Source organism: Sandaracinaceae bacterium (assembly GCA_016706685.1).
Classification (GTDB): Bacteria; Myxococcota_A; Polyangia; order Polyangiales; family Houyiibacteriaceae; genus JADJJE01.
In genome coordinates this window covers 62,941-76,713 of the sequence record JADJJE010000037.1, presented here as the reverse complement: position 1 = coordinate 76,713, position 13,773 = coordinate 62,941, and the positions used below count along the sequence as shown (strand labels likewise).

Sequence of the window (13,773 nt, the reverse complement as noted above, 5' to 3'; positions counted from 1 at the left end):
TTCGGCGCTGACGCCCCAACGCTTCCGTGCGCGGTACTGAGCCAGCCGGTAGTCGACCAACTCGCGGACCATGCGCGCGATCCGCGCGCTGAATGTGTGCGTCGAATGGTGCCGCGAGTGCGAAGCGCTCCCCGTCGAGTTGGAACCAGACGCGACGTCCTGCCTTGCCCGTGGTCCAGCTGTCGATGGGGTTCTTCCGCCAGTAGGTCAGCCAGCGACGCTCATCGGCAGCTGTGATGGACTCCCGGCGCTCGGCCTCCGCGATGTCGGTGAAGAACTCCGGGGAACGGCGGAGAATCGCGTGGGCGCCAAGTGCGAGTTCGCGGAGGGGCAGTCCGGTGAAGAGGGCATCGGCCTCGAGCAGCGCTTCGAGCGTCACCATCTTGAACGACCGCGTCATCTCGGTAGTCTCGACCTCACGCAGGAGCATCTGGGCCGCAGCCAGCGCGGAACGCTCTGACTCGTCGAGGTCCCCTTCACTCCCTACGAACTCGAACCAGCTGCCATATCGTTCGCGCAAGATTCCTGGTAGGTAGCCGGCACGCTGAAGCTGGCCTGCCGTGGGTCGGGCCTCCTGGGCATCCCGGGTTCGCGGTACGCACGCTCTACTTCATCGGCGCCGCCAGATCTGTACAACCGCGCGAGGTGGCTGGCCTCCGAGGAAACCGAGGCCGAGGCAACAGCCCTCCGGCAGCGTGGCCTTCTCATCGCTCTCCAGGAACGGGCGCACCGCGTCGCGCCTGCCCCCGAGGGAGAGCAGCGTGCGAACACGTTCGAGGAAGACTTTGTGGTTGCCCACGCAGTCCACGACGGTCACGGCCTCCTTCCCAGGACTGGCGCGTAACCCGCGGCCAAGCTGCTGGAGGAACAGCACACTCGACTCGGTGGGCCTGAGCATGATGACGCGGTCGATAGCCGGGACGTCGACACCTCGTTGAAGAGGTCCACCGCGCAGACCGCGTCGAGGTCCCCGCTCGCGAGCGCACGTAGCGACAACTCGCGGGAGTCGGACCCTTCGCCAGCGAACACCGCGCTCACTCGCACGCCACGCGTCCGAAGGTGGTCGCGCACGTAGAGGGCGTGGGCGACGCTGCAGCAGAAGATCAGCGATCGTGTCCCCGCGTGCTCGCCCCAAGCCCGCCAGAGCGTGGCCATGCGAGCTTCGGTCTGGACCGCCTTGGCGAGTTCGTCGGGGTCGAACCGCTTGTTGCGCCAGGGGATGTGGTCGTAGTCGATCTCGTCCTTCACGCCGAAGTAGTGGAACGGGGCCAGCTTCTGCTCGGCAATCCCGCGCCCGATGTCCGCCCGGTAGACCTCGTTGTCATCGAAGAGGCCGTAGATGTCGCGTGCGTCCGCACGATCCGGGGTAGCGGTCAGCCCCAGCAGGAACCGCGGCGCGAGCACGTCGAGGATCCGGCGGTACGAGTCGGCGGCGGCGTGGTGCACCTCGTCGATGACCACGTAGTCGAACACCTCGTTGGCCAAAGCGGCGAGCTGCTCCTTCCGCGTGAGCTTCGCGACCGAGGCAAACACCAGGTCGCCCGAGAGGTCTCCTGAGTCCCGCGACACCAGGTCACAGTGGGGAACTCGCCGTGTGTGCGGAGCAGGCGCCGATACGTCAGCGCCGCCTGCTCCAACAGTTCGTCACGGTGCGCGATGAAGAGAAGGCGTGGCGGAGCGCCGAGTTCCTCCCAGAGCTGCCGGTAGTCGAACGCAGCGAGCCACGTCTTGCCAAGGCCGGTAGCGAGGATGACAAGCCCTCGGCGAAAGCCTTGGGCTCTGGTCTTCGAGAGCTTCGCGAGCGCTTCGCGCTGGACGCTGTGTGGCGTGGGCGCCGGCTCCAGAACCTCCTCGGCCTTCTCGCCTGCAAGCCCCCGTGACATGGCAGCTCGCTGCGCACGACGCGAGTAGGAGGCGAGCCACTGGGCTGTGAGCGGGTCGCCGTGTCCCAGCCCTCGAACGCTGCGCGCACTTGCGTATAGGCCTCATGGTCGCGGTCACGATCAACCCGAAGGTTCCACTCGATGCCCGCCTCCAGCGCCGACCGAGAGAGGTTGCTGCTGCCCACGAACGCAATGCCGTGGCGCGGCGCCTCGAAGCGCCACGCCTTGGGGTGGAACACCTTGGTCCTTCGAGCGCGTCGACCTCGATCACGCGGGTCTTCAGCGAGCCGGATTCGGTCGCCTCCTCGAGTGTGGTCTCCTCGAGTGCAAGCAGCAGCTCGAGGCCGACTGCAGAAGTGATCTCGAGGTAGTCGCCAGTCAGCAGCCGGACCTGGGCGCCTCGTTGCACCGCACTGCGCAGCGCCGCCCGAATGCGCAGCACGCCGCTCTCTTGGACGAAGGCTGCGACGATGGCGATCTCGTTGGCGGTCTCGAACAGCGGAAGGATGTGACGGGAGAACGGGTCCTTCTCGCCGCCCGTGGATAGAGGCTTGGCGGACTGAAGGTAGTTGCCCTTGCTCGGGATGACGTGGCGGACCCCGCCTCGCGGATCGTCCATGTCACCGAGGTACCGAGGGATGACGTGCAGGTGCAGGTGCATCACCGTCTGGGCCGGCGGCTTCGCCCGCGTTGGAAGTCCGACGTTGTAGCCGTCGGGCTTGGGCGCCAGGGCGTCGAGCTGATGCGGACCTCGTCGATGAGAGACGAGAGCCGCCCGCTCCGTGTCGGTAGCGTCAAACCGTGCGGGAATGACGCGGCGTGGAATGACAAGGGTGTGACCGACTGTCACCGGGAACCTGTCGCGAACGGCAAACGCGAGGGCGTTGCTGGCGACCCAGGTTGACGCTGACAGTTCGGTGAAGTCCTTCATTGGCGGGCCCCGCGCTCTGCATCCCTCGCACGGTGAGCGACGGTATCAGGAAGCTCCCCTCGGCCGTCAACGAACGCTGTGGACGCCGCCCTCAAGACTGCGACGTAGGTCGAGACACACGGGGAGCGGGGGCCCCCACCTTGCACAAACTGAAACACGTTCTACTCTACTCCCTCCCGGCTCGCCGACCCGCCCCCGCCATGCCCGCCGACGCCACGCCCACCCCCGATCTCGCCGCGATCGAGGCCCACCTGACGGGCCCAGGGCAGCCCTTCGAGCTGGAGCAGACCACCATCCTCGGCGAGCAGGTCACCAACTTCAAGAACCGCCCGCGCTCCCTGCGCGACGTTCTCCAGCGCTCATCCACCTTCGGCCAAGCCGACTACATGGTCTGGCAAGACGGCCGCCGGTACACCTACGCCGAGCACCTCCAGCTCGTCGCCACCCTGGCCGCCAACCTCGCTTCCATCCACGGCATCAAGCCCGGCGACCGCGTGGCCATCCTGGCCGCCAACTGCCCCGAGTGGGTGCTCAGCTTCTGGGCCGTCACCAGCCTGGGGGCCGTCGCGGTGGGCCTCAACGCCTGGTGGACGGCCGACGAGATCCTGTACGGCATCGCCGACTGCCAGCCCTCCCTCCTCATCGCGGACGAGAAGCGCCTCGCGCGCCTCAGCGCCGAGCAGCTGGCCGGCCTGCCCTGCTGGGTGCTGCCCATCGACGCGGACTTCGAGGCGGCCCTGCGCGAGGCCCCACTCACCCCCGCCGCGTTGCCCACCACGCCCATCACCGAAGAGATGCCCGCGGTGATGCTCTACACCAGCGGCACCACAGGGCGGCCCAAGGCGGCGGTGCACACGCACGGCAACCTGGGCTCGCTGCTCATGGTGAGCTTCTTCCACGGGGCGCGGCTCATGGCGCTCAAGCCGCCAGCTCCTGACGCGACCCCGAACTGCATCTTGGTCACCAGCCCCCTGTTCCACGTTTCGGGGCTGCACTGCGCGGCGGTCACGGGGCTGGGCGGCGGGGCCAAGACGGTGTGGACCATGGGGCGCTTCGAGCCGCTGCGGGTGCTGGAGCTCATTCAGGACGAGAAGGTCACGGGCTGGGGCTACACGGCCACCATGCTGCACCGCGTGGTGCACCACCCGCGGGCGCGGAAGTTCGACTTGAGCAGCCTGCGCATGATGGGGGGCGGCGGGTCGCCCATTCCGGCCCCGCTGCAAGAGCAGGCGCTCACGCTGGTGCCGCAGGTGCGCGAGACCATGGGCGTGGGCTATGGGCTCACCGAGGGCTGCGCCTTCAGCACGCTCAACCCGGGGCCCGAGCTGCGCGCGCACCCCACGTCGGCGGGCCGGCCGGTGCCCACGGTGGAGCTCGAGATCCGCGGCGAAGACGGGCAGCCCCTGCCCCCGGGTGAAGACGGCGACATCCACGTGCGCGGGCCGCTGGTGATGCTGGAGTACTTCCAGAACCCCGAGGCCACGGCTGCCGTCCTTCTTCCCGGGCGCTGGCTGCGCACGGGCGACGTGGGGCACCTCGAGGACGGGCGCCTGTATCTGTGCAGCCGCAAGCGCGACTTGATCCTGCGGGGCGGCGAGAACGTGTACCCGCAGGAGATTGAGCAGCGCCTCGAGGCCCACCCGCAGGTGGCCGAGTGCGCGGTGATGGGCGTGCCTGACGAGGAGCTCGGCCAGCGGGTGGCCGCCTTCGTGCGCGTAACGGAGGGCACCCCCGCCCCGACGCCACAGCTAGAAGCTGCGCTGCGCGCGTGGGTGTCCGAGACCCTCGCCTACTTCAAAGTCCCCGCGGAGCTCCGGTTCGTGACCGAGCCCCTTCCGCGGAACGCCACTGGTAAGGTGCTGAAGCACGTCCTGCTGGGCGAGCAAAGCGCCTTCATCGAAGAATGAGAGACCGAGTCATGCCCGAAGCCGTCATCGTTGCCACCGCTCGCACCCCCATCGGCCGCGCCAAGAAGGGCTCCCTCGTGGACCAACGTCCAGACGACCTGGGCGCCCTGGTGGTGCGGGCTCTCTTGCAGAAGGTCCCCAACCTGGACCCGAAGCTCGTGGAAGACGTGCTCTTCGGCTGCGCGCAGCCGGCCGGCGAGCAGGGCTACAACCTCGCCCGCGTGGTCGCGCTCTTGGCGGGCCTCAACGAGGCGCCCGGCGCCACCGTGAACCGCTACTGCAGCTCGTCGCTCCAGACCATCCGCATGGCGGCGCACGCCATCAAGGCGGGCGAGGGCGACGTGTTCGTGGCCGGCGGCGTGGAGTGCGTGAGCCGCTTCGACAAGGGCAAGTCCGACGGCATGGAGGGCACGCTCAACCCGCTCTTCAACGACGCCATGGCGCGCAGCAAGGCGTTCGCCTCGGGCACGCCGTGGGCCGCCGTGGACGGCCTGCCCGACGTCTACACCAACATGCTGCAGACGGCCGAGAACGTGGCCGGCAGCCTGGGCGTCACGCGCGCCGAGCAGGACGAGTTTGCGGTGCTCTCGCAGAACCGCGCCGAGGCCGCGCAGAAGAGCGGCTTCTTCCGCGACGAGATCACGCCCGTCACGCTGGCCAACGGCACGGTGGTGGACACCGACGACTGCCCGCGCGCCGGCACCACGCTCGCCGCCATCGCCGGCCTCGAGCCCATCTTGAAGAAGTGGATGGGCGACGCCGCCACGGTGACCGCCGGCAACGCCTGCCCGCTGAACGACGGCGCCGCGGCCGTGCTGGTGATGAGCGACAAGAAGGCCAAGGAGCTGGGCCTCACGCCGCTGGCGCGCATCGTGTCGAGCGGCGTCACGGGCATCAACCCCGAGATCATGGGCCTCGGCCCCGTGGCCGCCAGCCAGCAGGCGCTCGCGCGCGCGGGCCTCACCATCAAGGACATCGACCTCGTGGAGATCAACGAGGCCTTCGCGGCGCAGGTGGTGCCCTCGGCCAAGCAGCTGGGCATCCCCTACGAGAAGCTCAACGTGAACGGCGGCGCCATCGCGCTGGGCCATCCGTTCGGCATGACGGGCGCGCGCATCATGACCACGCTCATCCACGGCCTGCAGGTGAGCGGCGGCCGCTACGGTCTCGAGACCATGTGCGTGGGCGGCGGCCAGGGCATGGCCATGATCATCGAGCGCCTGTGAAGTGAGGCACGTCGCATGAGCACGCTGCCCAGCACCCAGAAGCAAGTCCTCCTCGCGCGGCGCCCACATGGCGTGCCCGTGGCCGAGGACTTTGCGCTGGCCGAGGGGCCCGTGCCCCAAGCGGTGGGGCCGGGGCAGGTGCTCCTGCGGCAGATCTACCTCTCGCTCGACCCGGCCATCCGCGGCTGGATGAGCGACAGCAAGAGCTACCTGCCGCCCATCGCCATTGGCGCGCCGGTGCGCAGCGGCACGCTGTCGCAGGTGGTGCTGAGCAGCGTGCCCGAGTGGCAGCCCGGCGACCTGTGCCAGGCGCTGGCCACCTGGGAAGAATACGCGCTGGTGCCGGCGCAGCAGCTCATGGGCAAGATCACGCCCGTGCCCGGCATCCCGCTCAGCTCCATGCTCAACGTGCTGGGCGGCAACGGGCTCACGGCCTACTTCGGGCTCTATGACGTGGGCCGCCCCGAGGCGGGCGAGACGGTGCTGGTGAGCGCGGCCGCCGGCGGCGTGGGCAGCATCGTGGGGCAGCTGGCCAAGCTGCGCGGCTGCCGCGTGGTGGGCCTCACGGGGTCTAGCGACAAGTGCGAGTGGCTGTGCAGCGAGCTGGGCTTCGACGCGGCGCTCAACTACAAGAGCGCCAACCTGAGCCAGCAGCTGAAGGACGTGTGCCCCAAGGGCGTGGACGTGTTCTTCGACGGCGTGGGCGGTGAGCTGCTGGACCTGGTGCTGCCGCGCCTGGCCATGCGCGGGCGCGTGGTGGTGTGCGGGGCCATCAGCGAGATCAACCGCACCGAGCCGGGCCCGGGCCTGCGCAACATCATGCAGCTCATGGCCAAGCGCGCGCGCATGGAGGGCTTCGTGACGCTGGACTATGCCGACCGCTACGCCGCCGCCCGCGACGAGCTGGCCGGGTACGTGCGCGAGGGCGCGCTCAAGACGCGCGACGAGATCGTGGATGGCATCGAGCACGCGCCGGCGCACCTGCTGCGCCTGTTCTCGGGGGACCACCGCGGCAAGCTGATGGTGAAGGTCACCGACCCCGTGTGACCGCGGATTTTCGTTTGAAAGAGAGAGCAAGCACATGAGTGGAATCTGTGAAGGTCGCGTGGTCATCGTCACGGGCGCAGGGCGCGGCATCGGCCGTGAGCACGCGCTCGAGCTGGCGCGTCAGGGCGCCAAGGTGGTGGTCAACGATCTGGGCGCCACCAACCACGGCGAGGGCCGCGACGAGGGCCCGGCCGCCGAGGTGGTGAGCGCCATCAAGGCCATGGGCGGCGAGGCGTTTGCCAACGGCGCCGACGTGGCCAACTGGGCACAGACCAAGGCGCTGGTGGACGAGACCGTGGCCACCTTCGGGCGGCTGGACGTGGTGGTGAACAACGCCGGCTTCGTGCGCGACCGCATGTTCGTGAGCTGCAGCGAAGAGGAGTGGGACGCGGTGGTGAACGTGCACCTCAAGGGGCACTTCTGCCTGTCGCGCCACGCGGCGGCCTACTGGCGTGACCAGGTGAAGGCCGGCAACAAGGTGGACGCGCGCATCATCAACACCAGCTCCGGCGCGGGCGTGCTGGGCAGCGTGGGGCAGTGCGCCTACTCGGCCGCCAAGGCCGGCATCGCCACGCTCACGCTGGTGCAGGGCGCGGAGCTCAAGCGCTACGGCGTCACGGCCAACGCCATCTGCCCCATCGCGCGCACGCGCATGACCGAGGGCGCGTTCTCGGACGCCATGAAGGCGCCGGAAGAGGGCTTCGACGTGAACGACCCGGCCAACGTGTCGCCCTTCGTGGCGTGGCTGGCCAGCAGCGAGAGCAGCGAGGTGACCGGCCGCGTGTGGGAGATCTTCGGCGGCAACATCACCGTGTTCGACGGCTACCGCCGCGACCAGGTGCTGGACATCGGCAAGCGCTGGGACCCGAGCGAGATTGGCCCCGTGGTGGGGCGCATGCTGGAGTCCGCGCAGCCGCTCGTGAAGGTCTACGGCACGTGAGCGGGCTCGACTACACGGGCCAGGTGGCGCTGATCACCGGCGGCACCGCCGGGCTGGGGCGCGGCATCGCCGAGACGTTCCTGGCGGCGGGCGCCAACGTGGTGGTGTGTGGTCGCAAGACGCCCGACACGCTGCCGGCAGCGGGCGGGCGCACGGCTTCGTTCGTGGCCTGCGATGTGCGCGACCCCGAGAGCGTGGACAAGCTGGTGGCCGCGGTGGTGGCGCAGCACGGGCGCCTGGACGTGCTGGTGAACAACGCCGGCGGCGCGCCCTTCACGGAGGCGGCCACGGCGTCGCCGCGCTTCAGCGAGAAGATCATCGCGCTCAACCTCACCTCGGCGCTGCACTGCTCTGTCGCAGCCAACCGCGTGATGCAGGCGCAGGCGAGCGGCGGCAACATCGTGAACATCGCCAGCGTGAGCGGCGCGCGGCCCTCGCCCGGCACCGCGGCCTATGGCGCGGCCAAGGCGGGGCTCTTGAACCTCACGCGCTCGCTGGCCGTGGAGTGGGCGCCGCGCGTGCGCGTGAACGCCATCACCGCGGGCATGATTCGCACCGAGCAGGCGCACCTGCACTACGGCGACGAGGCGGGCATCGCGCGCGTGTCGGCCACCGTGCCGCTGGGCCGCCTGGCGCTGCCGGAAGACATCGCCAACGCGTGCCTGTTCTTGGCTTCGCCGCTGGCTTCGTATGTCAGCGGAGCCGACCTGTTGATTCACGGCGGCGGCGAGCGCCCCGCCTTCTTGGACGCCGCCACCGCAAACAAGGCCGAGCACTAGTCATGGAATTCCGCTTCACCGAAGACCAGAACGAGCTGCGCACGCAGGCGCGCCGCTTCCTGGCCGCCGAGTCCACGGCGGCCCACGTGGACAAGGCCATGAAGACCGAGCTGGGCTACGACGCCGCCGTGTGGCAGCGCGTGGCCACCGAGCTGGGCTGGCCCGCGCTGGTCATCCCCGAGGCGCAAGACGGCATCGGCCTCGGGCCTCTGGACCTGCACCCGCTCTTGGAAGAGATGGGGCGCCACGTGTTCTGCTCGCCCTTCTTCGGCACGGTGTGCTTGGGCACGAACGCGCTCTTGGTGGCGGGCACCGCGGCGCAGAAGCAGGCGCACCTACCGGGCATCGCGGCCGGTGAAGTGACCGCCACGCTGGGCTACCGCGGGCCCGACGTGGCCGCGCACCGCGAAGGGGCCGACGCCGTCACGCTGCGCGCTGCGAAGACCGGCGAGGGCTACACGCTCACCGGCGACGTGGGCTACGTGGTGGACGGCCACAGCGCGAGCCTGCTGGTGGTGGCGGCCTGGGTGGACGGGGGCGAAGGCGCGCCGGCCGAGCTGGGCCTGTTCGTGCTGCCGGGAGAGACCGCGGGGCTCACGCGCACCGCGCTGCCCACCATGGACCAGACGCGGCGCCTCGGGAGCCTGCGCTTCAGCGGCGTGGTGCTGGCGGAGGACGCTCGCCTCTCCGCGATGGACGGCGCGCGCGCGCTCGCCGTGATCCTGGACCTGGCCGCCGTGGGCCTGTGCGCCGAGCAGGTGGGCGGGGCCGAGGCGTGCTTGGACATGGCGGTCGAGTACGCGAAGGTGCGCCAGCAGTTCGGGCGGCCGATTGGCTCGTTCCAGAGCATCAAGCACATGTGCGCGGACATGCTGCTCAAGGTGGAGTGCGCGCGCAGCGTGGCGTTCTATGCGAGCGCCGTGGCGGCGCAGCTCTTGAGCGCGGGTGACATCACGGACCACAAGGCGCGCGAGCTGAGCGAGGCGGCCAGCAGCGCCAAGGCCTACTGCTCGGACGCGTTCTTCCACTGCGCGGGCGAGAGCATCCAGATCCACGGCGGCATCGGCTTCACCTGGGAGCACGCCGCGCACCTCTACTTCAAGCGCGCGCAGAGCAGCCGCACGTTGCTGGGCAGCGCGCAGCACCACCGCGAGCGCGTGGCGTCCATGCTGGGCCAGGGCGGGTCCATGGACCTCGAGCTCACGGCCGAGCAAGAGGCCTTCCGCGAGCAGGTGCGCGCCTGGCTGGCGGAGCACCTCACCGGCCGCTTCGAGAGCCTCAAGGGGCGCGGCGGCCCCGGCGACGAGCACTACGCGGTGGATCTCCGCATGGACTGGAACCGCGTGATGGGCGCGGCCGGCTGGAACTGCGTGGGCTGGCCCAAGAGCGCCGGCGGACGCGGCGTGCCCTTGATGGAAGAGGTGATCTTCAACGAGGAGTACGTGCGCGCGGGCGGCCCGGGGCGCATCGGCCACATTGGCGAGACGCTGCTGGGGCCCACGCTCATCCACTTCGGCAGCGAGGCGCAGAAGCAGAAGTACCTGCCGGGCATCGTGGATGGCTCCGAGATCTGGTGTCAGGGCTACAGCGAGCCCAACGCGGGCAGCGACCTCGCCAACATCCAGACCACCGCCGAGCTGGTGGACGGGCAGTGGGTCATCCACGGCCAGAAGGTCTGGACCAGCCTCGCGCCCTGGGCGGACTACTGCTTCGTGCTGTGCCGCACCGACAAGACCGCGCAGAAGCACAAGGGCATCAGCTACCTGCTCGTGCCCATGCGGCAGCCCGGCGTGAACATCGTGCCCATCGAGCAGATCACGGGCGGCAGCGAGTTCGCCGAGGTGTTCTTCGACGGCGCGAAGACGGCCGAGGAGAACGTTGTCGGCGCCGTGAACGACGGCTGGCGCGTGGCCATGGGCACGCTGGCCTTCGAGCGCGGCGCGTCCACGCTGGCGCAGCAGCAGCAGTTCCAGAAAGAGTTCGACCAGGTGCTGGCGGCCGCCAAGCGCAACGGCGCGCTGCAAGACCCGGTGCTGCGGCAGCGCATCGCGCACGCGTGGATCGGGCTCAAGATCATGCGCATCAACGCGCTGCGCACGCTGTCGGTGGACACCACCGAGCTCGGCCGCGAGGCGTCGTTCGCCAAGCTCTACTGGAGCAACTGGCACCGCGACTTCGGCGAGCTGGCCATGGAGGTGCTGGGCGCCGAGAGCGAGCTGGCGCTGCCCCCCGCAGAGCACGGCCCCTACGAGCTCACCACCCTGCAGAAGTCCTTCCTCTTCGCCCGCTCGGACACCATCTACGCGGGCACCAACCAGATCCAGCGCAACATCATTGGCGAGCGCGCGCTCGGCTTGCCACGGGAGCCCCGATGAAGACCGTTCCGAACTACCCCGTTGGCAAGAACCTCCTGGCCGGCAAGACCGTGCTCGTCACCGCCGCGGCGGGCACGGGCATTGGCTACGCCACCGCGCAGCGCTGCGCCGAGGAGGGCGCCGCCAAGATGGTGATCAGCGACATCCACGAGCGCCGCCTGAACGAGGCCGCCGAGCGCGTGGAGGCCGCCACCGGCATGAAGCCCGGCATGGTGCTCTGCAACGTCACCAAGGAAGAGGACGTGCAGAACATGTTCGCCTCGGCCATCGAGCAGATGGGCCACATCGACGTGCTCATGAACAACGCGGGCCTGGGCGGCACCAAGGACGTGGTGGACATGACCGACGACGAGTGGAACGTGGTGCTGGACGTGACCCTCACGGGCACCTTCCGCTGCACCCGCGCCGCTCTGAAGCACATGTACGCGCGCAAGAGCGGCGCCATCGTGAACAACGCCTCGGTGTTGGGCTGGCGCGCGCAGAAGGGGCAAGCGCACTACGCGGCGGCGAAGGCCGGTGTGATGGCGTTCACGCGTTGCTCGGCGGTGGAGGCCGCGGACCACAACGTGCGCATCAACGCGATTGCGCCGAGCCTGGCGAAGCACCCGTTCTTGGTGAAGGTGACGACCAAGGAGCTGCTCGAGGAGCTCGAGTCCAAGGAGGCGTATGGCCGCGGGGCCGAGCCTTGGGAGATGGCGAACATCATGATCTTCCTGGCGAGCGACTACGCGTCGTACCTGACCGGTGAGGTGATCTCGGCTTCGTCTCAGCGGGCTTGAGGCGGGGCGGGGGGAGCCTAGACATCAGGGTCGGAGACCGGCCGGTCGCGCTGCAAGGTTCTATGGGCACCCCCGGCTGGAAGCCGGGGGCAGCAGACCAGGCCTGGACCTGCCGAAAGTCCGCCCTTGGGCGGACTGCCTGATCGACAACGGGGTGTGTTCTACCAAGGGTGGCCGGACGCAGTCTCTGACTACCCTCAGTAGGGCAAACCCTGCTGGTAGCCACGTAGTCCGCCGCCGAAAGGCGGGGGACTTTATGCTCATCAGCCACCTGGTTTGCTGCCCCCGGCTTCCAGCCGGGGGTGCCCATAGTGCCTTGCAGCAAGGCGAATCCGTCCCTAGCAAGATGTGTTGAAGCATCAGGCTGAAGCGGTGGGTGGCCATAGAACCTCGCAGCCAGCGAGCCGGCACCCCGGCGGGACGAACCGGCAGCCCCCCGAACCAAATGGGAACATTTGTTACAAAATCCATAGCCACCCGCCCCCGCCCGAGCTAGACAGGGGCATGGCCAACCCCGAACAACCAGAAGCATCGGAAAAGAACGCGCCGGACGCCGACGTCATCGTCGTAGGAGGCGGCCTCTCGGGCATGAACGCCGCACGGCGCCTCACCGCCAAGGGCCAGCGCGTGATCGTGCTGGAGGCACGCGACGAGGTCGGCGGGCGAACCAAGACCGTGGAGGTCAACGGGCACCGCTTCGACGTGGGCGGCCAGTGGACGGGCCCGGGTCAACCGCGGATGTACGCGCTCATCGACGAGCTGGGCCTCACCACCACGCCCACCTACGCAGTGGGCAAGCGCATCCTCGACCTGCGTGGCGCGATCTCCACGTACTCGGGGACGATCCCGCGGGTCAATCCGTGGACGCTGATCGTGGCGCAGTTTGGCATCTGGAAGATCGACCGCCTGTGCGCGCAGGTCCCCAAGGACAACCCGTGGGACTGCCCGCGCGCCGTGGAGTGGGACGGCATGACCGCGCTCGACTGGGCCAAGCGCAACCTGCGCAACGAGTCGGTGATCGCGATGGTGAACGGCGCGGTCCGCGTGATCTTCGGCATGGACCTGGCCAACCTCTCGTTCCTGCACTTCCTCCACTACCTGCACTCGGGCGGTGGCTTCGAGAAGCTGATCGCGTCGCACGATGGGCAGCAGGACCGCTGGGTGGCTGGCGGCGCGCAGCAGCTGTGCACGCGCATGGTGCCGCTCGCGGGCACAGTGCACACGTCGGCGCCGGTGCGGAAGATCACGCAGGACGCCAACGGGGTGCAGGTGGTGAGCGACGTGGGGGCGTTCCGCGCCAAGCGCGTGGTCGTGACGGTGCCCATCGCGCTCGCCGATCGCATCCAGTACGAGCCGCCGCTCCCCACCATGCGGGACCAGATGACGCAGCGCTCGGGCATGGGCGCCACCATCAAGGTGCTGGCTCTCTACCAGGACAGCTTCTGGCGAAACGCAGGGCTGTCGGGAGAGTCGGTGTCCACCGACCTCGGCACTGTCACGTTCGACGACACCACCCCGGGTGGCCAGGCGGCGCTGCTGATGTTCGTGACGGGCTCGCCCGCGAGAGGCTGGTCCGAGCGCCCCGCGGAGGAGCGTCGTCGCTTCGTGCTCGACACCCTGGTCCGCTACTTCGGGGAGCGCGCGCGGACCCCCACGCACTACCTGGAGAACGACTGGGCGGTGGAGCCCTTCATCTTGGGCGCGCCCATCGCGACCTTTCCGCCCGGCACGCTCTCGGCTTTCGGCCCTGCGCTGCGAGCGCCCGTGGGCCGCATCCACTGGGCGGGCACGGAGACGGCGCTCGAGTCCACGGGCTTCATGGAAGGCGCGCTCGAGTCGGGCGACCGCGTGGCGGCCGAGGTGCTGCGCGAGCTGCGCGCCCAGGCGTGAACGCGAGCCCGCTCGC

11 protein-coding genes and 2 pseudogenes are annotated in these 13,773 nt (G+C 69.3%); 9 read left to right on the top strand and 4 right to left on the bottom strand.

What is annotated here, in order from left to right:
* Positions 1–70: 70 nt before the first annotated feature.
* Positions 71–460: a hypothetical protein gene (locus IPI43_28850; GenBank protein ID MBK7778078.1), complete on the top strand. Its 390-nt coding sequence runs from the start codon at positions 71–73 to the stop codon at positions 458–460.
* Between the two features lie 150 nt (positions 461–610).
* Here the strand turns inward: IPI43_28850 and IPI43_28845 are convergent, their stop codons facing one another.
* The 4 genes and pseudogenes from IPI43_28845 to IPI43_28830 form a co-directional block, all read right to left on the bottom strand.
* Complete coding sequence (locus tag IPI43_28845) at positions 611–817, bottom strand: hypothetical protein (protein MBK7778077.1); 207 nt, start codon at positions 815–817, stop codon at positions 611–613.
* Entirely contained in the window at positions 814–1,569 is a 756-nt protein-coding gene (locus IPI43_28840) for a DEAD/DEAH box helicase family protein (GenBank protein ID MBK7778076.1), read from the bottom strand. Before IPI43_28840 ends, IPI43_28845 begins: the two co-directional genes overlap by 4 nt.
* A 23-nt stretch (positions 1,570–1,592) precedes the next feature.
* A pseudogene (locus tag IPI43_28835) lies at positions 1,593–1,883 on the bottom strand (DEAD/DEAH box helicase family protein).
* A gap of 565 nt (positions 1,884–2,448) precedes the next feature.
* Positions 2,449–2,814: pseudogene (locus IPI43_28830) on the bottom strand (HIT family protein).
* A 200-nt stretch (positions 2,815–3,014) separates the two neighbouring features.
* Between IPI43_28830 and IPI43_28825 the strand changes: the two are divergent.
* The 8 genes from IPI43_28825 (at position 3,015) to IPI43_28790 (ending at position 13,757) form a co-directional block, all read left to right on the top strand.
* Positions 3,015–4,721 (top strand): acyl--CoA ligase, encoded by a 1,707-nt coding sequence (locus IPI43_28825; protein ID MBK7778075.1) that lies wholly within the window; start codon positions 3,015–3,017, stop codon positions 4,719–4,721.
* Between the two features lie 11 nt (positions 4,722–4,732).
* Complete coding sequence (locus IPI43_28820) at positions 4,733–5,947, top strand: acetyl-CoA C-acetyltransferase (GenBank protein ID MBK7778074.1); 1,215 nt, start codon at positions 4,733–4,735, stop codon at positions 5,945–5,947.
* A gap of 15 nt (positions 5,948–5,962) precedes the next feature.
* Positions 5,963–6,994, top strand: a complete 1,032-nt coding sequence (locus IPI43_28815) for an NADP-dependent oxidoreductase (GenBank protein MBK7778073.1) — start codon at positions 5,963–5,965, stop codon at positions 6,992–6,994.
* A gap of 34 nt (positions 6,995–7,028) precedes the next feature.
* Positions 7,029–7,934, top strand: a complete 906-nt coding sequence (locus IPI43_28810; GenBank protein MBK7778072.1) for an SDR family oxidoreductase — start codon at positions 7,029–7,031, stop codon at positions 7,932–7,934.
* The gene (locus tag IPI43_28805; GenBank protein ID MBK7778071.1) at positions 7,931–8,713 is read left to right on the top strand and encodes an SDR family oxidoreductase; all 783 of its coding nucleotides are present in this window, start codon (positions 7,931–7,933) and stop codon (positions 8,711–8,713) included. Before IPI43_28810 ends, IPI43_28805 begins: the two co-directional genes overlap by 4 nt.
* A gap of 2 nt (positions 8,714–8,715) precedes the next feature.
* Complete coding sequence (locus IPI43_28800; protein ID MBK7778070.1) at positions 8,716–11,088, top strand: acyl-CoA dehydrogenase; 2,373 nt, start codon at positions 8,716–8,718, stop codon at positions 11,086–11,088.
* Entirely contained in the window at positions 11,085–11,867 is a 783-nt protein-coding gene (locus IPI43_28795) for an SDR family oxidoreductase (protein ID MBK7778069.1), read from the top strand. The genes IPI43_28800 and IPI43_28795 overlap by 4 nt, the downstream gene beginning before the upstream one ends.
* 504 nt (positions 11,868–12,371) lie before the next feature.
* Positions 12,372–13,757, top strand: coding sequence for an FAD-dependent oxidoreductase (locus IPI43_28790; protein ID MBK7778068.1), 1,386 nt, complete (start codon positions 12,372–12,374; stop codon positions 13,755–13,757).
* Positions 13,758–13,773: the final 16 nt, after the last annotated feature.